This window comes from Stutzerimonas stutzeri, assembly GCF_002890915.1.
Classification (GTDB): domain Bacteria; phylum Pseudomonadota; class Gammaproteobacteria; order Pseudomonadales; family Pseudomonadaceae; genus Stutzerimonas; species Stutzerimonas stutzeri_AF.
In genome coordinates, this window is the sequence record NZ_POUT01000002.1 from 431,880 (window position 1) to 452,230 (window position 20,351).

At 64.2% G+C, this 20,351-nt stretch carries 14 protein-coding genes and 1 other RNA gene; 9 read left to right on the forward strand and 6 right to left on the reverse strand.

Translation table 11 applies throughout. The features are described 5' to 3' along the window. The first annotated feature begins 168 nt into the window (after positions 1 to 168). Entirely contained in the window at positions 169 to 1,101 is a 933-nt protein-coding gene (locus CXK94_RS05845) for a ZIP family metal transporter (protein ID WP_102893601.1), read from the forward strand. Positions 1,102 to 1,564: 463 nt separating this feature from the next. On the opposite strand, the gene CXK94_RS05850 is transcribed toward CXK94_RS05845, so the two are convergent. From CXK94_RS05850 to CXK94_RS05860, 3 genes are all read right to left on the reverse strand, one after another. Then, complete coding sequence (locus CXK94_RS05850) at positions 1,565 to 2,290, reverse strand: OmpA/MotB family protein (protein WP_102893602.1); 726 nt, start codon at positions 2,288 to 2,290, stop codon at positions 1,565 to 1,567. Position 2,291: 1 nt separating this feature from the next. Continuing rightward, a complete protein-coding gene (locus CXK94_RS05855; RefSeq protein WP_102893603.1) occupies positions 2,292 to 3,104 on the reverse strand; it encodes a motility protein A in 813 nt (270 codons plus the stop codon). Between the two features lie 114 nt (positions 3,105 to 3,218). Next, on the reverse strand, positions 3,219 to 4,205 hold the full coding sequence (locus CXK94_RS05860) for an NAD(P)/FAD-dependent oxidoreductase (protein ID WP_037045081.1): 987 nt from the start codon (positions 4,203 to 4,205) through the stop codon (positions 3,219 to 3,221). Positions 4,206 to 4,546: 341 nt separating this feature from the next. Here CXK94_RS05860 and ffs point away from each other — a divergent pair. The 3 genes from ffs to efp all read left to right on the forward strand — a co-directional run bounded on the left by ffs (position 4,547) and on the right by efp (position 6,603). Then, an RNA gene (gene ffs / locus CXK94_RS05865) (signal recognition particle sRNA small type) lies at positions 4,547 to 4,643 on the forward strand. A 208-nt stretch (positions 4,644 to 4,851) separates the two neighbouring features. Further along, a complete protein-coding gene (gene earP / locus CXK94_RS05870; protein ID WP_102893604.1) occupies positions 4,852 to 5,991 on the forward strand; it encodes an elongation factor P maturation arginine rhamnosyltransferase EarP in 1,140 nt (379 codons plus the stop codon). 45 nt (positions 5,992 to 6,036) lie between these two features. Next, positions 6,037 to 6,603: an elongation factor P gene (gene efp, locus CXK94_RS05875; RefSeq protein WP_037045080.1), complete on the forward strand. Its 567-nt coding sequence runs from the start codon at positions 6,037 to 6,039 to the stop codon at positions 6,601 to 6,603. A gap of 712 nt (positions 6,604 to 7,315) precedes the next feature. Here efp and CXK94_RS05880 read toward each other — a convergent pair. Both CXK94_RS05880 and CXK94_RS05885 read right to left on the reverse strand, forming a co-directional pair. Beyond that, on the reverse strand, positions 7,316 to 8,764 hold the full coding sequence (locus tag CXK94_RS05880; RefSeq protein WP_037044744.1) for an SLC13 family permease: 1,449 nt from the start codon (positions 8,762 to 8,764) through the stop codon (positions 7,316 to 7,318). A gap of 285 nt (positions 8,765 to 9,049) precedes the next feature. After that, positions 9,050 to 10,399, reverse strand: a complete 1,350-nt coding sequence (locus tag CXK94_RS05885; protein WP_037044742.1) for a class II 3-deoxy-7-phosphoheptulonate synthase — start codon at positions 10,397 to 10,399, stop codon at positions 9,050 to 9,052. Between the two features lie 135 nt (positions 10,400 to 10,534). On the opposite strand from CXK94_RS05885, the gene CXK94_RS05890 reads away from it, so the two are divergent. The 3 genes from CXK94_RS05890 (at position 10,535) to CXK94_RS05900 (ending at position 16,751) form a co-directional block, all read left to right on the forward strand. Then, complete coding sequence (locus tag CXK94_RS05890; RefSeq protein ID WP_102893605.1) at positions 10,535 to 11,284, forward strand: spermidine synthase; 750 nt, start codon at positions 10,535 to 10,537, stop codon at positions 11,282 to 11,284. Positions 11,285 to 11,842: 558 nt separating this feature from the next. Then, positions 11,843 to 14,005 carry a methyl-accepting chemotaxis protein gene (locus tag CXK94_RS05895; RefSeq protein WP_102893606.1) on the forward strand — a complete coding sequence of 721 codons (2,163 nt, stop codon included), beginning with the start codon at positions 11,843 to 11,845 and terminating at the stop codon, positions 14,003 to 14,005. Between the two features lie 1,084 nt (positions 14,006 to 15,089). After that, entirely contained in the window at positions 15,090 to 16,751 is a 1,662-nt protein-coding gene (locus CXK94_RS05900) for a DEAD/DEAH box helicase (protein WP_102893607.1), read from the forward strand. A gap of 383 nt (positions 16,752 to 17,134) precedes the next feature. Here CXK94_RS05900 and CXK94_RS05905 read toward each other — a convergent pair whose 3' ends face one another. Then, a complete protein-coding gene (locus tag CXK94_RS05905) occupies positions 17,135 to 17,581 on the reverse strand; it encodes an REP-associated tyrosine transposase (protein ID WP_037045451.1) in 447 nt (148 codons plus the stop codon). Between the two features lie 1,017 nt (positions 17,582 to 18,598). Between CXK94_RS05905 and ihfB the strand changes: the two genes are divergently transcribed. Both ihfB and CXK94_RS05915 read left to right on the forward strand, forming a co-directional pair. Continuing rightward, positions 18,599 to 18,883: an integration host factor subunit beta gene (ihfB, locus tag CXK94_RS05910; RefSeq protein ID WP_037042546.1), complete on the forward strand. Its 285-nt coding sequence runs from the start codon at positions 18,599 to 18,601 to the stop codon at positions 18,881 to 18,883. Positions 18,884 to 19,043: 160 nt separating this feature from the next. Beyond that, positions 19,044 to 20,303: a Wzz/FepE/Etk N-terminal domain-containing protein gene (locus CXK94_RS05915; RefSeq protein WP_102893608.1), complete on the forward strand. Its 1,260-nt coding sequence runs from the start codon at positions 19,044 to 19,046 to the stop codon at positions 20,301 to 20,303. Positions 20,304 to 20,351: the final 48 nt, after the last annotated feature.

Sequence of the window (20,351 nt, forward strand, 5' to 3'; positions counted from 1 at the left end):
ATCGACACGCTTTCAAGCTTACGAACAAACACTCGGCAATGGTACAGCGTGGGCATTTCGTCGCGGTTGGGCCGGCGAGCCTGGCCATGGCTCCGATCTATCGGGGCCATAGCTTCGGCCTGGCCGGCGGCGGGGTACAATGGTGGCCCGCTTTCCGGATCCCGACCCATGGCTACTACCGCTCAAAGTCCTGTCGTCAACCTGCGCTCCGCCTGGCTCGCCCAGGCGCAGACCTATCCCGGGATCGCCCTGGGGCTGGCTGCAACGGCATTGATCGTCGTGCTGTTGCTCGTCGTCGGCAGCGTCAGCGCCTTCCAGGGCGCTCAGGCAGGCAACATCCGCTATGCGATGCTGGGTGGCAGTGCCGGTTTTATCGCCACGACCGTCGGCGCTTTCCTGGCCATTGGCCTGCGCAACATTTCCACGCGCACCCAGGACAGCATGCTCGGCTTCGCTGCCGGCATGATGCTGGCGGCCAGTGCGTTCTCGCTGATTCTGCCCGGCCTGGAAGCCGGTCGCGAGATCTTCGGCAACGGTCCGGCGGCGGCCTTGACCGTGGTGGTCGGGCTCGGAATCGGCGTGCTGCTGATGCTCGGCCTGGATTATTTCACCCCGCACGAGCATGCGAGCACCGGCCCTTGCGGCCCTGACTGCGAGCGGCTCAACCGAGTATGGCTGTTCGTGCTGGCAATCGCCCTGCACAACATCCCGGAGGGGATGGCGATCGGTGTGAGCTTCGCCAATGGCGACATGAGCGTCGGGCTGCCGCTGACCACCGCCATTTCCCTCCAGGACATCCCGGAAGGGCTGGCGGTTGCGCTGGCGCTGCGGACCACCGGCCTGTCCGCGCTGGCTTCGGCACTGGTGGCCGCGGCATCCGGGCTCATGGAGCCGGTTGGTGCGCTGGTGGGGATTGGCATGTCCAGCGGTTTTGCCGTCGCCTATCCGGTCAGCCTGGGGTTGGCGGCGGGTGCGATGATCTTCGTGGTATCCCATGAAGTCATCCCGGAAACCCACCGCAACGGTCACCAGACGCCTGCCACGCTGGGCCTGATGGTGGGGTTCGCGGTGATGATGTTCCTGGATACCGCGCTGGGCTGACGGTGCGCTGGCGGGGCTTCTGGCAGGCCTGCGGCCAGCAGTCGCCGCGAGGTCGCGCCTCCCACGGGTTCGGTGTCGCTAACTGCTTTTCGTGGGGCCCGCCCCCGGGCGATGCTTCTGGAACTTCTGGCAGGCCTGCGGCCAGCAGTCGCCGCGAGGTCGCGCCTCCCACGGGTTCGGTGTCGCCAACTGCTTTTCGTGGGGCCCGACCCCGGGGCGATGCTTTTGGATCTTCTGGCAGGCCCGCGGCCAGCAGTCGCCGCGAGGTCGCGCCTCCCACGGGTTCGGTGTCGCCAGCTGCTTTTCGTGGGAGGCCCGACCCCGGGGCGATGCTTTTGGCTCTTCTGGTAGGCCTGCGGCCAGCAATCGCCGCGAGGTCGCGCCTCCCACGGGTTCGGTGTCGCCAAGTGCTTTTCGTGGGAGGCCCGACCCCGGGGCGATGCTTTTGGCTTCAAGCTTCCGCTTACGGCTTGTCCGGTTGGGTTTGCATGATCAACTCGACGCGACGGTTGCTGGCACGGCCCTGGTCGCTGGCATTGTCGCCGAGCGGCCGGGTGTCGGCGTAGCCGGTGGCGCTCATGCGCGTCGCGTCGATGCCGGCGAGCTGCAGGTAGCGCACCACGCTGCTGGCGCGGCTGGCCGAGAGCTCCCAGTTGGATGGGAAACGCTCGGTCTGGATCGGCAGGTTGTCGGTGTGGCCCTCGACGAGGATCCGGTAATGGTTCGCCGCCAGGGTTGGAATCAGGCGGTCGATCACGTCCAGGCCGGCATTTTCCAGCTCGGCCTGGCCAGAGCCGAAGAGAATCTCGCTGCTGATGCGAAAGCTGATGCTGCCATCGTTGACGATCACCTCGATATCCTTTCCCAGGTCCATCGTCGGCGTATCGTGCGTATCCGCTTCGGCCGGCGTATTCATCGCTGCCTCGGCGACGATCGGCGGGATCGGCTGGGTCGGTGTCGCCGGTTCCAGTGAAATGTCGCCGAAGGTCTGGACGATGCTGTCGGTGGCGGCGGGCTGGTTGCTCTGGCCGTCGCCCTTGCCGGCCAGGGCGAGCATGACCACCAGCATCACCAGCAGCAGGGTGAGCATGTCGAGATAGGTCAGCAGCCAGGCTTCCTGTTCCTCTTCCTGGCGCGGTTCGATATGCCACTTGGCGAAGTGGCCGCCCTGCGACGCCTGGCCGTTCATCTCAGGCGTCCTGCGGCTTGATGCGCTGCGCGGCGCCGTTGCTGCCGTCGCGGATCTCGTCATCGTGGTGGGCGATGAAGGACTTCAGCGTCTCGCGCATGTACGCCGGGCTGCGGCGGTTGCACATCATCGAGATGCCCTGCATCACCAGATTCATCAGCGCGACGCGCTGTTCGGTGCGGCGCTCGAGTTTCACCGCCACGGGCTTGAGGATCAGGTTGGCCAGCAGCACGCCGTAGAAGGTGGTCATCAGGGCCACGGCGAGGCTGCGGCCGATCAGCTCCATGTCACCGCTGCCGAGCATGAACATCAGGTTGATCAGCCCGACCAGGGTGCCGATCATGCCGAACGCCGGGGCATAGCTGGCCATGGCGCGGAACAGTTGCGCTTCGGCGTTCTCCCGCGCGCGCAGCCGGGCGATGCGCCATTGCAGCAGGTCGAGGATGTCCTCTTCCGGGGTGTTGTCGATCACCAATTGCACCCCGGTGCGCAGGAACGGATTGCTGACCTTTTCCACTGCGCGCTCGACCGCCTGAAGGTCGCCGCTGATCCACAGCCGGGAAATCTGCACCAGTTCTTCGAGGTCCTGGCGGGTGTACAGCCGCTCGTTGCGTAGCACGGTCCAGATCAGCCCGAACACCCGCATGACCTCCCGCAGCGGGTAGCTGATGAACGTCGCGGCCAGGGTGCCGACCAGGACGATGCCGAGGCTGGGCAGGTCGATGAACAGTGATGGATCTTCCGCGGCGAACAGCATCACGACGGTCAACAGCCCGATGCTCGCGATAATGCCGATCAGGGTTGAAGGATTCATCGAAACTCCGTTTCATGGCGATGCTTGGAAGCGCGCGATGATAGCACCTGGCTATCGCGCCCGGCAGCCATCGACGGGAAGACCCGAAGCGGGCGTGCTGCCCGCCGCCCTCGCTCAGAGATTCTCCAGCAGCTTGCGTGCGGCTTCCTGGCCGCTGAGCCAGGCGCCTTCCACGCGACCGGACAGGCACCAGTCGCCACATGCGTACAGGCCCAGCCGCGCGTCGGCCAGGGCGCTCCATTCGTGCGCCTGGGTTGGCCGGGCATACAGCCAGCGATGCGCCAGGGTGAATTCCGGTGCCGGGACCACGCAGTCGATCAGCTCGGCGAAGGCGCCATGCAGGTGTTCGGAGACGGCTTCCTTGGAAAGATCCAGATGCTGGCGGCTCCAACTGCTGGTGGCGTGCAATACCCAGCTGTCGAGGACACCGTCGCGTCCTGGCTTGCTGCGGTCGCGGGCGATCCAGTCCAGCGCATCGTCCTGCACGAAACAGGCTTCCAGCGTGGTGCTCAGCGGCGTGGCGAAGCCCAGGGCGACCGCCCAGGTCGGTTCCATCGCCACGCTGGCGGCCACGGCGGCCAGCTTGGGGGCGGTGGCCAGCAGTGCCGCGGCCTGCGGCGCGGGAACGGCGATGATCACCTGGCTGAACGGTCCGTGGCTGGCCCCGCTGGCATCGACCAGGGTCCAGTATTCCTCGCCCCGGAAAACCTCGGTGATGCGGCAACTGAAGGTGACCGGCAGCTCGCCGAGCAAGCCATGGGCGATCGCCCCCATGGTCGGGGTGCCGACCCAGCGCACCTGTTCGTCGGCGGAGGGAGACAGCTGGCCGTCGCGGGCCTGGAACAGGTTGGGCGACCATTGTTCGGCCCAGCCTTCGGCCTGCCACTGGCGTACGACCTCGGTGAAGCGGCGGTCGCGGGTGGTGAAATATTGCGTGCCCATGTCGAGCGAGCCGGCCTCGCTGCGCTTGCTGGCCATGCGGCCGCCACTGCCGCGACTCTTGTCGAACAGATGCACGGGCTGTCCGGCGTCATGGAGGGTTCGGGCCGCGCAAAGCCCGGCGATACCGGTACCGATGATGGCGATTGGAGCCTTGCTCATGATTACCTCGTATGCTGGTGCCATCGACTGCGCAGGCCGTTCGGCGTCGCGCAGCATAATTTCATGACAAGCGTTCGATGCTATCGATCTACTTTCATCCTCGAACAGACTGCTGGCTTTGGCTAGGGCCGATTCGACGCAATGTGGCGAATGGGTGCCCGGATGCCGATATTGCTGACCGGCGGTAGTCGGCGGTCAACCTTGTGCCCGCCCAGCAAATACACTGCAATCATCTTGCCGCTTTTCGAGCACGAGCGTGTTCTCAACCGATGGTTGTAAGTTGCTGATAAGCCGGTACAATGGCGCCGCTCGCCACCAGGCGGGTTTGTTATGGTGGGCCCTGCCGGTCCCCCCGCAACGATCAGCCGTGAACCCGGTCAGGCCCGGAAGGGAGCAGCCGCAGCGGTGACATTGTGTGCCGGGGTGTGGCTGGTAGGGTTCACCTCCATAACGACCTTCTGTTTTTCTCTCCTTTATCTTCGTTTCCGGCCGCACGGGTTCCCGACGGGGCTCCGGCGAATGCATGTGCCTGCCACGGCATGTCTGCGGCGACCGCATACCAAAAGGCCGGCCGGTAACCTGTATCCTGCGCAAGCATTCCCGCGGCCAGCAATGGCCGGGATACCTCGTTCAAGGAGCATGGGTTTTGTCTGTCAAAGCAAGCTGGGACATTTTCTGCGCCGTCGTGGACAACTTCGGCGACATCGGCGTGACCTGGCGTCTGGCGCGCCAGCTGGTGGCCGAGCATGGGCAACGGGTACGGCTGTGGGTGGACGACCTGGAGACCTTTGCCCGGCTTTGTCCTGCCGCCAGCGCCAATGCCGAGCAGCAGATGCATCAGGGGGTGGAGGTGCGGCGCTGGCCCAGGGAGTGGCCTGGCGCGGAGCCTGCCGACGTGGTCATCGAGGCGTTCGCCTGCGAACTGCCACGGCCTTATATAAATGCCATGGCCGCGAGCGGGCGGCGCATTCTCTGGCTCAACCTCGAATACCTCAGCGCCGAGGACTGGATCGTCGGCTGCCATGCCTTGCCCTCGCTGCAGGCCAATGGCTTGCAGAAGTATTTCTTCTTCCCCGGCTTCGAGGCGCAAACCGGCGGCCTCATCCGCGAAGCCGATCTGTTGCTGCGCCGCGCGGCTTACCAGGGCGATGCCGCGCACCAGGCGGATTTTCTCGCCACGCTTGGCGTGGTGCGTCAGCCCGGCGCGCGCCTGCTCTCGCTGTTCGCCTACGAGAATCCGGCGGTGGCCGGTTGGCTGAATGCCCTGGCGGACGATGCCCGTGCCAACCAGTTGCTGGTGCCGGAGGGGCGGGTGCTGGGTGATGTCGCCGCCTGGTTGGACGTGCCGGCGCTGCGAGTGGGTGACCATCATCAGCGCGGCAGCCTGCAGGTGGTGGTCGTGCCGTTCATGACCCAGGACGAATACGACCTGCTGTTATGGAGCTGCGACTTCAACGCCGTACGTGGCGAGGAGTCCTTCATCCGTGCGCAGTGGGCCGGGCGGCCGCTCGTGTGGCATATCTATCCTCAGGAAGACGACGCCCACTGGGACAAGCTCGATGCTTTCCTCGACCTCTATACCCACGACCTGGCGCCTGCGGGCAATACCGCGCTGCGCGATTTCTGGCGCGCCTGGAATGCGGGGGAGGGGGCGGGCGAGGCCTGGAGGGCCTTGCTGGGCCAATATCCGGCATTGCTCGAGCATGCCGAAGCCTGGACGCACAGGCAGGTCGCCAATGGCGATCTGGCCGGAAAGCTGGTGTTTTTTTACACAGATTGGCTATGATACGCGGCCTGTTTTTTTGTCTCACATTCCATTTCGGATATTCGTATGAAAACCGCACAAGAGTTCCGTGCCGGCCAGGTGGCCATCATCAACGGCGCACCCTGGGTCATCCAGAAAGCCGAGTTCAACAAGTCCGGCCGCAACAGTGCCGTGGTCAAGATGAAGCTGAAGAACCTGCTCAACGGTTCCGCTACCGAGACCGTGTACAAGGCCGACGACAAGCTGGAGCCGGTAATTCTCGAGCGCAAGGAAGTGACCTACTCCTACTTCGCCGACCCGCTGTACGTCTTCATGGACGACGAGTTCAACCAGTACGAAATCGAGAAGGGCGACCTCGAAGGCGTGATGACCTTCATCGAGGACGGCATGACCGACGTCTGTGAAGCCGTGTTCTACAACGACAAGGTGATCTCGGTCGAACTGCCGACCACCATCGTTCGTGAAATCGTCTACACCGAGCCGTCCGTGCGTGGCGATACTTCCGGCAAGGTCATGAAGACCGCCCGCCTGAAGAACGGCGCCGAACTGCAGGTTTCCGCCTTCTGCGAAATTGGCGACTCGATCGAGATCGACACCCGCACCGGCGAGTACAAGTCCCGCGTCAAGGCCTGATAGCCGTTTCGCAGACTGACAAAGAAAAGCCCGGCCTAATGCCGGGCTTTTCTTTGGTGGGTGCTCATGCTTCGCCGCTAATCCAGCGACCGCTGCCGGGGCGCTTCAGTCACTCGGTAACGGTTTGCCGGTAGCAGGCCCTACGGCCTGCAGTCGCCGCGGGGGCGCGCCACAGGTTTGGTGGGGCTTGCTGCTTTTGTGGGAGGCCCGACCACGGGGCGATGCTTTTGGCTTTTGAGGCAGGCCTCGCGGCCTGCTATCGCCGCGAGGGCGCGCCTCCCACAGGTTTGGTGGGGCTTGTTGCTTTTGTGGGAGGCCCGACCACGGGGCGATGCTTTTGGCTTTTGAGGCAGGCCTCGCGGCCTGCTATCGTCGCGAGGTCGCGCCTCCCACAGGTTTGGTGGGGCTCGCTGCTTTTGTGGGAGGCCCGACCACGGGGCGATGCTTTTGGCTTTTGAGGCAGGCCTCGCGGCCTGCAATCGCCGCGAGGTCGCGCCTCCCACAGGTTTGGTGGGGCTTGTTGCTTTTGTGGGAGGCCCGACCACGGGGCGATGCTTTTGGCTTTTGAGGCAGGTCTCGCGGCCTGCTATCGCCGCGGGGGCGCGCCTCCCACAGGTTTGGTGGGGCTTGCTGCTTTTGTGGGAGGCCCGACCTCGGGGCGATGCTTTTCAGGCCGCCCCGGCAGTGCATGTCGCACCTTGTGCCTCGGCGCTCAATTCACCCAGATCCAGCCGATCAGCAGGTAGCTGAGCAGGGTTACCAGCACCACACCGAACAGGTTGATGGCAAATCCTGCCTTGATCATCGACTGGATATGCATCTGTCCGGTGCCGAAGACGATGGCGTTCGGCGGCGTCGCGACCGGCATCATGAAGGCGCAACTGGCGGCGATGGCGGCGGGAATCGCGAGCATTTCCGGAGGCAATCCCTGGGCGACGGCCAGCGCCCCCAGCAGCGGCAGAAAGGCGGCGGCGGTCGCGGTATTGGAGGTGATCTCGGTGAGGAAGGTGATCACCAGCGCCACCAGGCCGATCATCAGGATCAGCGGCAGCACGCCGAAGGCACCCAGGTTCTGCGCGATCCACTGGGCCAGGCCGGACGCGCCGATCACGCCGGCCAGCGACAGGCCACCGCCGAACAGCAGCAGCACGCCCCAGGGCGCCTTGTTGGCCTGTTCCCAATCCATCAGGAAGACCCGCTGGCGCAGGTTCACCGGAATCAGGAACAGCGACAGCGCGGCCGCCATGGCGATGCTGGTGTCGTTCACGCCGTCGACATGGCTGGCCAGCAGCGGCTGGAAGATCCAGGCCAGTGCGGCCAGGGCGAACACCACCGCGACCATCTTCTCGGCCTTGGACATTGGCCCGAGCGCGGCCATTTCCTTTTCCAGCATGGCGCGGCTGTCGCCGCCGGACAACGTGAAGCCGCTGCGCGTCAGCCACCACCAGATGAACAGCAGCATGCCGATGCTGACCGGCAGGCCGAGCAGCATCCACTGACCGAAGCCAATATGCACGTCGTAGTTCTCGCGCAGGAAGGCCGCCAGCAGCGCGTTGGGCGGCGTACCGATCAGCGTGGCGATACCGCCGACGCTGGCGGCGTAGGCGATGCCGAGCAGCAGGGCGACGGCGAAGCGCTCGCTTTCACGTTCGTCGCTGCCCGCCACCAGCAGGCTGATTACCGACAGGCCGATCGGCAGCATCATGATGCTGGTGGCGGTGTTGCTCACCCACATGCTGATGAAGGCGGTGGCGATCATGAATCCGGCGACCTGCCGGCTCGGTGCATTGCCCACCGCCAGCAGTGTCGCCAGGGCGATGCGCTTGTGCAGGTTCCAGCGTTGCATCGCCAGCCCGAGCAGGAAGCCACCGAGGAACAGGAAGATCGTCGGATTGGCGTAGGGGGCGGTGGCCTTGGCCAGGGTGTCGATGCCCAGGATCGGGATCAGCAGAATCGGCAACAAGGAAGTGGCCGGGATCGGAATCGCTTCGGTCGACCACCAGACGGCCATCAGTGCCGCCATGCCGACCGTCAGCCAGGCGGTTTCCGAAAGACCGGCCGGCGGGTCGGTGAGGATGCACAACAGCAAGAGCAGTGGCCCGAGAATCAGGCCGATGGAGGCCGCCAGGGCGGCTCCTTTATTCTGTGGTGAGTCGGTCATACGGCGTGTTTTCCTCTATACCATGGCCCGGCCGCGAGAGGATGTTAGGGGCGCCGGACCAACGCGGCGCGCATTCTAGCAGTCATTAGTTAGCTGACGAATTAATGCTGTTGCTAATTGTTAGCGCGCTATTCAAGGCCGCTTCATCGAACCGGAATGCAAGGTTAGACAGCAGGGCCCGTCGTCGTGTCGGCCTTCTGTCGTCTGGTCTGATTGGCATGCTGGGCCCGTGGTGGATAAGCCGCAGGGCGGCGTTATCCACCCTACGAGGGGTGGCGGCGCTTTTCAGCTCGGTCGCAATTGCTTCAGCGTCTCGGCGATCATGAAAGCCATCTCCAGCGATTGATCGGCATTGAGCCGGGGGTCGCAATGGGTGTGGTAGCGATCGCTGAGGCTGGCTTCGGTGATCGGTCGCGAGCCGCCGATGCATTCGGTGACGTTCTGCCCGGTCATTTCGATGTGGATGCCGCCCGGATAGCTGCCCTCGGCGCGGTGCACGTCGAAGAACTGCCGCACTTCGGCCAGTACCCGCTCGAAATCCCGCGTCTTGTAGCCGCTGGAGGCCTTCATGGTGTTGCCGTGCATCGGGTCGGAACTCCACAGCACCTGGCGGCCTTCGTTCTGCACCGCGCGCACGAGGCGCGGCAGACCGGCTTCCACCTTGTCGGCGCCCATGCGCACGATCAGGTTGAGGCGGCCCGGGTCGTTCTCCGGGTTGAGGATGTCGATCAGGCGGATCAGCTCTTCGCTGTCCATGCTCGGGCCGACCTTGACGCCGATGGGGTTGCCCACGCCGCGCAGGAATTCCACATGGGCGCCGTCCAGCTGACGGGTGCGATCGCCGATCCAGAGCATATGCGCGGAGCAGTCGTACCAGCCGCCGCTGAGGCTGTCCTGGCGAACGAAGGCCTGTTCGTAGTTGAGCAGCAGGGCTTCATGGGCGGTGAAGAAACTGGTCTCGCGCAATTGCGGCGCGCCGTCCAGGCCGCAGGCACGCATGAAGCGCAGCGTCTCGTCGATGCGTGCGCCGAGCTGGTGGTATTTCTCGGCCAAGAGCGAATTGGCGATGAAATCCAGGTTCCACTGATGGACCTGGTGCAGGTCGGCGAAACCGCCCTGGGCGAAAGCGCGCAGCAGGTTGAGGCTGGCGGTGGACTGGTGGTAGGCCTGCAGCAGGCGCTCCGGGTCCGGCACGCGGCTTTTGCCATTGAAGTCGATGCCGTTGACGATATCGCCACGGTAGGCGGGCAGGGTCACGCCATCGATGGTTTCGTCGCCGGCCGAGCGCGGCTTGGCGAACTGCCCGGCCATGCGCCCGACCTTCACCACCGGGCAGCCGGCGGCGAAGGTCATCACGATGGCCATCTGCAGCAGCACCTTGAAGGTGTCGCGAATCTTGGTGGCCGAGAACTCGGCGAAGCTCTCCGCGCAGTCGCCACCCTGCAGCAGGAAGGCACGGCCCTGGGTGACCTCGGCGAATTGCCGGCGCAGCGCACGCGCCTCCCCGGCGAAGACCAGCGGCGGCAGACCGGCGAGGGTCTTCTCGACGTGCTCGAGATGTGCGGCGTCAGGATATTCAGGCTGTTGCTGAATCGGTTTGTCTCTCCAGCTCGCGGGGCTCCAGGCGTGGTTCATGGCCGTTCCATTTCCGAGAAAGTGCGGTGATTTTACCCGAAGCGCTCTGGCGCCGCCGATAGCGATGACCTATCGGCCTGTTAAGATGCGCCCTTGCCGGTATCGCGGAGCCGGGCCCATTTTCGGAGAGTCTTGATGGAGCGAGAGGAGCAACTGCTGGCCGAGGTGCGCGACGAGTTCGGGCTGATTCGCGTCTTGCAGGTCGGCGACTACCGCTTTCTCGAATTCGGCGCGGCCGTCGAGCAGAGCTGCGTATTCACGGCCGACCCCAGCTGGCTGGAGTACGACTACACCCGCGCCATGCTGCTGGGTGGCCTCTGCCACCCTGCGCCGGAGACGGCGTTGTTCCTCGGCCTGGGGGCGGGCAACCTGACCCAGGCCTGCCTGCGGTTCCTGCCCCTGGAGGATATCGAGGTCATCGAGCTGCGCCCGGCGGTGCCGGAGTTGGCGATGCGCTACCTGGGGCTGCAGAACGACCCGCGACTGTATATCCGCATCGGCGACGCCGCCGAACTGCTGGAGACCGCCGAGCGTTCCGACCTGATCTTCGTCGACCTGTACAACGATGCCGGGCCGGACGCCGCCCACCTGGCCTGGAGTTTTCTCAAGCGCTGCCAGGAAAAGCTCAACCCGGGCGGCTGGCTGGTCATCAACCAGTGGGGCACCTCCGACGACAAGCCGCTGGGCGCCGCGCTGCTACGTGGGCTGTATCACCGGCATTACTGGGAATGCCCGGTGAAGGAGGGCAACGTGGTGCTGCTGGTGCCGGCGGATCTCGAGCAGGACCTGGACGAGATCGGGTTGCGCCGGCGCGCGGAAGCGCTGGCGCCGTGCCTGGGCTATTCACTCGACTCGCTGATTGGCGCGCTGCGACCAGCCAGCTGAGTGTTGCGCTCTAATGGTGCGCGTCTGCTGCCGGTTGACTTTCATGTGTTCCGAATTGGTGCGCGCTATAAGGCCGTCGTCTATTTGATAAGGATTTGGCCGACGGCAGTCCTACGGCCTGCTATCGCCGCGAGGGCGCGCCTCCCACCGGGTTTGGTGGAGTTGGTGGTTTTTGTGGGAGCCCCGCCCTCGGGCGATGCTTTTGGTCTTTTAGGCAGTCCTGTGGCCTGCAATCGCCGCGAGGGCGCGCCTCCCACGGGGTTTGGTGGAGCTGGCGGCTTTTGTGGGAGCCCCGCCCTCGGGCGATGCTTTTGGTCTTTTAGGCAGTCCTGCGGCCTGCAATCGCCGCGAGGGCGCGCCTCCCACGGGGTTTGGTGGAGCTGGTGGTTTTTGTGGGAGCCCCGCCCTCGGGGCGATGCTTTCTGTTTTTCCCGGCACGGACGATTTCACTGACGCGAAGGCTATTGCGCTGCGCGTGGAAATTATTGGTGCACGGCTGCTGCACTGGTCTGCTAATTGCACTTGGCCAGTATGTTTGTCGGCAGTAAGGAATCGCCCGTGACCCATCTTCAAAGCAAACAGATGCACCTCTCCGCCCGTGAGCGCGCTTGGCTCCCCTGGTTCGGCGGGACCGGCAAGCTGGCGATGCGTTGGTCATGCTGGCTGAATCGCGGTGTGTATCCGGTCATCGAGCAGGTCTTCGAAGGCGTCGCGCAATCCCGCGCGCGGATCCTGCAGAACTGGGTGGGCGCCCATTGGGACCATCTCGCCGACCTGGCCGACAGTCTGGGCGAGAGCCTCGCGCATGTCGACGTCGACACCCTGGAGAAGAAGCGCATCCAGCTGCCGGACCTGTCCGAGCTGTTCGTCATCGACCCGCAGGGCCGGGTGCTGGCCTCCACTTGTGCCGCCCATGTCGGGCAACAGGACCTCGACGGCAAGGCCGTGGCGCAGGGCCTGCTCAGGCCGTTCCTGCATGGCCCTTATCGCGATCCGCTGACCCAGCGCCTGGGCGCGACCACCTCGCGCTTCCACGATGCGGTGACACTGATGTTCTACCAGCCCGTGCAGGTGGCTGGGAAAACCCTCGGTTGCGTCTGCGCGCGGGTGCCCAACGATGTGCTCGGCGACCTGATCCAGCGCGAGGCCGGGCACGTCTATCCCGAATCGGGCGACAACTACCTGTTCATGGTCGAGTCGCGTTTCGACAGCGCCATCCAGCCCGGCACGGCCCTGTCGCGCTCGCGCTTCGAGGATTCCACCTTCAGCCACGGCGAGAACCTCAAGAACGGCGTGCACACCCGCTGGGGCACGGTGCGCGTGCAGCAGCACACCGAGCTGGAGCTGCGTTTCACCGATCCGGCCACCGGCCAGCTGCACCCGGGCGTGCGCGAGACCATCGCCAAGGGCTCGAACCTGTTCGTCACCTATCCCGGTTATTCCGATTACCGGCATATTCCGGTCATCGGCAAGGGCGTCACCTTCCAGCTGCAGGGCTCGCCGGATCGCTGGGGCATGATGTGCGAAGCCGATCTGGAGGAGGTCTATCGGCGCCGCTCGCTGAGCGTGGGGTTGATGAAGACCTATCTGCTCACCGTGACCACGCTGTTCCTCATGGGCAGCCTGCTGCAGGCGTTTAGCGGCCTGTCGCAAACGCTGCAGTACGGGCTCAATGGCCTGCTGCTGGTACTCGGTGCCTGGTCCTTCGCCTCGTTCGGTCCGCGGCGGCTGGCGGCGCGGATGCAGGAAATGACCGAGGTGATCCGGACCCTGGCCGAAGGCGAGGGCAACCTGCGCCAGCGCGTCGACACCAGCACCATGCAGCGTGACGAGACGGGGGACATGGGCCGCTGGATCAACAGCTTCATCGACAGCCTGGATGGCGTGGTCGGCCAGGTCATCCAGGTCTCGAAGCATGTCCGTCAGGACAACGAGCTGATGCTCGCGCGCAGCAGCGAAGCGGGGCAGACCACCAGCGACGTCGCCGAATCGATCCACCAGCTGTTGCTGCTGGTGGAGGAGCAACTGGGCGAAATCCAGCAGGCGTCGATGACGGCCGAGGAAATGAAGGCTGCCATGGACGAGGTGATGAGCCGCGCCCGCGAACGTTTCGACACCGTGCGCGAAGGCACCGAATCCATCCGCGACGTGGTGCAGCGTTCCGCCCAGAGCGTGCAGTTGCTCGACAGCCGTATGGGCGAGATCGACGAGATCGTCGGCCTGATCAGCGACATCACCACCCAGACCAACCTGCTGGCGCTGAATGCCGCGATCGAGGCCGCCCGCGCCGGCGACCATGGTCGCGGTTTCGCCGTGGTCGCCGGCGAGGTGCGCTCGCTGGCCCAGCGCACCGCCAAGGCGGCCGAGGATATCCGGCACAAGGTCGAAAGCCTGCAGGCCGAGACCCGCCAGGCGGTGTCCTTCATGGAGGGGGGCGTGCAGAACGTCGACAGCAGCTTGCGCCTGACCGAAGAGGCCTCCTCGGAGAACGTGCACCTGCATCGAACCGTCGAGCGCATGTTCGACATCATCAAGCAGCTGAACGAACGCAGCCTGCACTACGGCCAGACCATTCGCGGCGTCGACCAGGCTTCCAGCGAAATGGGCCAGACGCTGGGCGTGCTGCAGGACAGCGCCGAGCGGGTCCGGCACACCGCCGGCAAACTGCATCAACTGGTAGGGCGTTTCCGCGTCAGCGCCGTCAACGGCGAGGCTGCCTGAATAACCCCGGATCTGTGGGAGGCTGCCTCAAAAGCCATAAGCATCGCCCCGAGGTCGGGCCTCCCATAAAAGCAACAAGCCCCGCACAGCCCCTGTGGGAGGCGCGCCCTCGCGGCGATAGCAGGCCGCAGGACTGCCCGAGGCTCAAAAGCATCGCCCCGAGGTCGGGCCTCCCACGAAAGCAGCCGGTGCACTCTGAACCTCCTGTGGGAGGCGCGCCCCCGCGGCGATAGCAGGCCGCGAGGCCTGCCTAAAAAGCCAAAAGCATCGCCCCGAGGTCGGGCCTCCCACAAAAGCAGCGAGCCCCGCACAGTCCCCTGTGGGAGGCGCAGGCCACGAGGGCTGCCAGAAGACCAAAAGCCTCGCCCCGAGGTCGGGCCTCCCACAAAAGCAACAAGTCCTGCACAGCCCCCTGTGGGAGGCGCGCCCCCGCGGCGATAGCAGGCCGCGAGGCCTGCCTCAAAAAGCAAAAGCATCGCCCCGAGGTCGGGCCTCCCACAAAAGCAACAAGTCCTGCACAGCCCCCCTGTGGGAGGCGCGCCCCCGCGGCGATAGCAGGCCGCGAGGCCTGCCTCAAAAACCAAAAGCATCGCCCCGAGGTCGGGCCTCCCACAAAAGCAACAAGTCCCGCACAGCCCCCTGTGGGAGGCGCGCCCCCGCGGCGATAGCAGGCCGCGAGGCCTGCCTCAAAAAGCAAAAGCATCGCCCCGAGGTCGGGCCTCCCACAAAAGCAACAAGTCCCGCACAGCCCCCTGTGGGAGGCGCGCCCCCGCGGCGATAGCAGGCCGCGAGGCCTGCCCGAGGAGCCAAAGCAGTGCTTACAGTCGCATATGCAAAATACGCGCACAGGCTCACGTTATTCCGGTATAGTACGCGCCGGCTGAAACCCAGCCTGCGTTCAGGTACTGCAATACACGAAGCACCGCTTCGGCTGCTGTCCGCTTCGAGCGGGCTATCCTTGACGATTCATCATCCATACGTTTTCGCAACCCCGCCGACCAGGCTGCCAGGGTGACCTTCGGGTTTTGCACGGCATGCGCAGCTTCGGAACAATGGGTCTTGCGGAGCATCAGAGACAAGACCCATGACCCAGGAAATCGGCGGCTTCGCCGCACTCGGTATTCACTCCGCTGTTCTGGCTGCCATCAGCGCAGTCGGCTACGAAGAACCATCCCCCATCCAGGCCCAGGCGATCCCGGTGATCCTCGGTGGCCACGACATGATCGGCCAGGCCCAGACCGGTACCGGCAAGACCGCCGCCTTCGCGCTGCCGATCCTGTCGAAGATCGACCCCGCCCGGCGCGAGCCGCAGGCGCTGATCCTCGCGCCGACCCGCGAGCTGGCCCTGCAGGTCGCCACGGCCTTCGAAACCTACTCCAAGCTGCTGCCCGGCGTTGGCGTCGTCGCCATCTACGGTGGCGCGCCGATGGGCCCGCAGCTCAAGGCCATTCGCCAGGGCGCGCAGATCATCGTTGCCACCCCGGGCCGCCTGGTCGATCACCTGAGCCGCAACAGCACGCTGCTGTCGACCATCCAGTTCCTGGTGCTCGACGAAGCCGACGAAATGCTCAAGCTGGGCTTCATGGACGACCTGGAAGTGATCTTCGAGGCCATGCCCGAGAGCCGCCAGAGCGTGCTGTTCTCCGCCACGCTGCCGCACTCCATCCGCGCCATTGCCGAAAAGCACCTGCGCGAGCCGCAGCACATCAAGATCGCGGCCAAGACCCAGACCGTCGCCCGCATCGAGCAGGCACACCTGATGGTGCATGCCGACCAGAAGATCCCGGCCGTGCTGCGCCTGCTGGAAGTCGAGGACTTCGACGCGCTGATCGCCTTCGTGCGCACCAAGCAGGCCACCCTGGACCTGGCTGCGGCGTTGGAAGCCAAGGGCTACAAGGCCGCCGCGCTGAACGGTGACATCGCCCAGAACCAGCGTGAGCGCGTCATCGAATCGCTCAAGGATGGCCGCCTGGACATCGTCGTCGCTACCGACGTCGCCGCTCGCGGCCTGGACGTGGCACGCATCACCCACGTATTCAACGTGGACATGCCCTACGATCCGGAATCCTACGTGCATCGTATCGGCCGTACCGGCCGCGCCGGCCGTGAAGGCCGCGCCCTGCTGCTGGTCACCCCGCGCGAGCGCCGCATGCTGCAGGTCATCGAGCGCGTGACCAACCAGAAGGTCGCCGAGGCGCGCCTGCCCAACGCCCAGCAGGTGCTGGATGCGCGTATCAAGAAGCTCACCAACAGCCTCGCGCCGCTGGTGGCCGATGCTGAAACCAGCCATGGCGAACTGCTCGACAAGCTCGTCGCCGACATTGGCTGCAGCCCGCGCGCCCTGGCCGCCGCACTGCTGCGCAAGGCCACCAATGGCCAGGCGCTGACCCTGGCCGAGGTGGAAAAAGAGCAGCCGCTGGTGCCGGTCGGTGGCCCGCGTGAGCGCTCCGATCGTTCGGAGCGCAGCGGTGACCGCGAGCGCCGTGCGCCGATGCCGCTGGCCGAAGGTCGTGCCCGCTGCCGTACGCCGCTGGGTGCGCGCGACGGCATCGCCGCCCGCAACCTGCTCGGCGCCATCCTCAACGAAGGCGGCCTGGCCCGCGAAGCCATCGGCCGCATCCAGGTGCGCGACAGCTTCAGCCTGGTCGAACTGCCTGAAGATGGCCTCGATCGCCTGCTCGGCAAGCTCAAGGACACTCGCGTCGGTGGCAAACAGCTCAAGCTGCGCCGCTATCGCGAAGACTGATCGGTAGGCGGGTAACAAGAAGGCGGGCTTGATAGCCCGCTTTTTTTTTAGCCAAAAGCCTCGCCCCGAGGTCGGGCCTCCCACGAAAAGCAGCGAGCCCCGCACAGTTCCCTGTGGGAGGCGCGCCCCCGCGGCGATGCAGGCCGCAGGCCTGCCAGAAGACCAAAAGCCTCGCCCCGAGGTCGGGCCTCCCACGAAAAGCAGCGAGCCCCGCACAGTTCCCTGTGGGAGGCGCGCCCCCGCGGCGATAGCAGGCCGCGAGGCCTGCCTCAAAAGCCAAAAGCCTCGCCCCGAGGTCGGGCCTCCCACAAAAGCAGCCAGCCCGCACAGTCCCCTGTGGGCACGCCCTCGCGGCGATTGCAGGCCGCAGGCCTGCTTCCGGCCTACAGCCAAACAGCATCCCAGTGTGGGTAGTCCCCAATCCGCCTTACCAGCCCTGCACGTAACGGATTGGCAACAACGTATCGAGCAACTGTCACCAGATCTTCCTCATGACGCAATGCATGGTCATGGAAACCGTCCTGCCAGATTTTTCGGCCCAAACGCTTGGCTGATATCGATTTGACTCTTCCGACCAGCCCCGACAGCGCCCCCTGGCGTAGTTGTACAAGCCAGTGCAAATGATCAGGCATCACGACGAAAGCCAAAGTCAGATGCGAGCCGCGTCGTGCGTCTTCTTGCATCGTGTGAATCAGCATGCGGGCTGCGCTGAACTCCTCGAATACTTTGGCTCTATGCCGGGTGACCGTGGTGATCAGGTAAATCTGTTCGACCGCCGACCAGCGCCCCAGGCGCAGCCGGTTCGATGTGGGATGAGTTTCCGTTCCCATTTTTATCCCCTTGACCTTTGGTCGAAGCCTGTACGACCTCGTGCCTAATGGAAATGAATCTCCTCACAGAATGCCTCGAAAAGCCTCGCCCCGAGGTCGGGCCTCCCACAAAAGCAGCTAGCCCGCACAGTCCCTGTGGGAGGCGCGCCTTCGCGGCGATAGCAGGCCGCGAGGCCTGCCTCAAAAGCCAAAAGCCTCGCCCCGAGGGCGGGCCTCCCACAAAAGCAGCCAGCCCGCACAGTCCCCTGTGGGCGCGCCCTCGCGGCGATAGCAGGCCGTGAGGCCTGCCAGAAGAGCAAAAGCCTCGCCCCGAGGTCGGGCCTCCCACAAAAGCAGCCAGCCCGCACAGTCCCCGGTGGGAGGCGCGCCCCCGCGGCGATAGCAGGCCGTGAGGCCTGCCTTAAAAGCCAAAAGCCTCGCCCGAGGTCGGGCCTCCCACAAAAGCAGCCAGCCTGCACAGTCCCCGGTGGGAGGCGCGCCCTCGCGGCGATAGCAGGCCGTGAGGCCTGCCAGAAGAGCAAAAGCCTCGCCCCGAGGTCGGGCCTCCCACAAAAGCAGCCAGCCCGCACAGTCCCTTGTGGGAGGTGCGCCCTCGCGGCGATAGCAGGCCGTAGGCCTGCCTCAAAAGCCAAAAGCCTCGCCCCGAGGTCGGGCCTCCCACAAAAGCAGCCAGCCCGCACAGTCCCCGGTGGGAGGCGCGCCCTCGCGGCGATAGCAGGCCGCGAGGCCTGCCTCAAAAGCCAAAAGCCTCGCCCCGAGGTCGGGCCTCCCACAAAAGCAGCGAGCCCACGCCGCATCCGGTGGGAGGCGCGCCCTCGCGGCGATAGCAGGCCGCAGGCCTGCCAAGCTCACCCGAGGTCGGGCCTTCCATAAAAGCAGCCAGCACACTCCGAAGACCTCTCAATAAGAGAACGATCTCCAGCCGACAATCCCGCTCGGGCTGTTCAAACTCTGAACAACATGCTACAAACGACCGCAACCCGAATGATCTAGCCGCTTGAAAACGAAGGGAAAACCATGACCAAGTCGGAATTGATCGAACGTATCGTCACCCAGCAGGGGCTGCTTTCGTCGAAGGATGTCGAGCTGGCCATCAAGACCATGCTTGAGCAAATGGCCCAGGCCTTGGCCACTGGCGAGAGGATCGAAATTCGCGGCTTCGGCAGTTTCTCCCTGCATTACCGCGCGCCCCGCGTAGGCCGTAACCCCAAGACCGGCCAGTCCGTCAGCCTTGACGGCAAGTTCGTTCCGCACTTCAAGCCGGGGAAGGAACTGCGCGATAGGGTCAATGACGACGAATGACAACTGGTGGCGGCCGCACTGGTACAGCCTGGGGATGGCCGCCCTGTTGCTCATAAAAAGTTGTTAAAAATCATCAACTCAACGGAACTTTACGTTTCGAGCGTGTACAAATCCCGATTCGCTTGATTTGCATTGAATGCATCAGTAACAAGGAATCCGGATGACTGCGCAGCCCTCAATCTCAACAGCTGACGAGATCGATCTGGTCGAGCTGTTTCGCGCGCTTTGGCGACAGAAAATATTGATCATTGGTGTGACGTTCGTCGTCGCTCTGATAGCCGCTGCTTACGCCTTTCTGGCGACGCCCTACTATCAAACCAGAACCTACCTTCGGCCCGTCCCGCAGAGCAGCCTCGATCAGCTTAACGAGACCGGCATCTACAAGCTCACGCCGGAAGAAGCCATCAATCGAGTGGCGAGCGGACTTTCATCCTACGACAATCGCCTGGACTTCTTCCTGAATAACCAGGAGTTTTTCCAGCCTATCGCCGAGGACGACTCGCTTGAGCAGGCCTTTGCCGAATTCAACGAGCAGGCCTTTGAGATGCTCTTTCCCGACCCAAAGCGGACGGATAACCGCAGCGCATTCGTCGGTCTCCGGCTCACCTATCCGAAGGGGATGAATGGTGCGTCGATCGTGAATGACTTTGTTGCCTATGTATTGGCTCAAGAGCGGCGGGAGATTGCGGAGGACCTGGAGAGCCTGATCAATAATCGCCTGGCTAGCCTGGATATGAACATGGAGGCACAGCGAGCGAACTACAACGCCTCCAAGGAAGCGAAGATAGCCACTTTGCTTGAGAAGGATGCGCTCAAGCGCGCTCAGCTACAGGACGAACTCTCAGCGCTGCGCGAGGAGTTGAAAACTCGCCGGACCAACCGCATCCAGCAGCTCAGCGAAGCCATTTCTATTGCCGATTCACTGGGCATTCGCACGCCGACAAGTCCATCAACCATGACGGCGGCGACTCATGGAGGCACGCAGGTCATTCGCACCGAAGTAACCAATCAAGAAACGCCTCTATATTTCATGGGGACCGAAGCGCTGATTGCCGAGCGTGATGCGCTTGCCAATCGAAAGTCCGATGATTTTGTCGAGCCTCGTATTGCCGAAATCCAATCCGAATTGGCAATGCTCAAGAACAACCGTGAAGTTGAAATCCTGAAGGAACGAGAAGGCGAAGATCTTTATCTGGCCAACCTTGCACAGTTGCGTGAGGAAGCAGCCCGCCTGAAAGGAATCAAGCTCGATACCGAACGGCTAAGGCTGGTGCGGTTGGATCAGCCCGCATTGGAATCGCTAAAGCCGGTTAAGCCGAAAAAAGCGATGATCCTCGCGTTAGGCCTTGTTCTCGGCGGCATGCTTGGCGTGTTCATCGCGCTGGTGCGTAGCCTGATGGCACGTAGCGCCGAGCAATAGTCGTCGGTTCGGGTAGCGGACCTACCCGAAGCTTGAAATGCATCGCCC

Bases quoted from the DNA above. Each gene is read 5' to 3' on its own strand.
- ihfB (WP_037042546.1), top strand. From the start codon at position 18,599: ATGACCAAGTCGGAATTGATCGAACGTATCGTCACCCAGCAGGGGCTG.
- CXK94_RS05905 (WP_037045451.1), bottom strand. From the start codon at position 17,581: ATGGGAACGGAAACTCATCCCACATCGAACCGGCTGCGCCTGGGGCGC.
- CXK94_RS05885 (WP_037044742.1), bottom strand. From the start codon at position 10,399: ATGAACCACGCCTGGAGCCCCGCGAGCTGGAGAGACAAACCGATTCAG.
- CXK94_RS05880 (WP_037044744.1), bottom strand. From the start codon at position 8,764: ATGACCGACTCACCACAGAATAAAGGAGCCGCCCTGGCGGCCTCCATC.
- CXK94_RS05845 (WP_102893601.1), top strand. From the start codon at position 169: ATGGCTACTACCGCTCAAAGTCCTGTCGTCAACCTGCGCTCCGCCTGG.
- CXK94_RS05850 (WP_102893602.1), bottom strand. From the start codon at position 2,290: ATGAACGGCCAGGCGTCGCAGGGCGGCCACTTCGCCAAGTGGCATATC.
- CXK94_RS05860 (WP_037045081.1), bottom strand. From the start codon at position 4,205: ATGAGCAAGGCTCCAATCGCCATCATCGGTACCGGTATCGCCGGGCTT.
- CXK94_RS05890 (WP_102893605.1), top strand. From the start codon at position 10,535: ATGGAGCGAGAGGAGCAACTGCTGGCCGAGGTGCGCGACGAGTTCGGG.
- CXK94_RS05855 (WP_102893603.1), bottom strand. From the start codon at position 3,104: ATGAATCCTTCAACCCTGATCGGCATTATCGCGAGCATCGGGCTGTTG.
- CXK94_RS05900 (WP_102893607.1), top strand. From the start codon at position 15,090: ATGACCCAGGAAATCGGCGGCTTCGCCGCACTCGGTATTCACTCCGCT.
- CXK94_RS05915 (WP_102893608.1), top strand. From the start codon at position 19,044: ATGACTGCGCAGCCCTCAATCTCAACAGCTGACGAGATCGATCTGGTC.
- efp (WP_037045080.1), top strand. From the start codon at position 6,037: ATGAAAACCGCACAAGAGTTCCGTGCCGGCCAGGTGGCCATCATCAAC.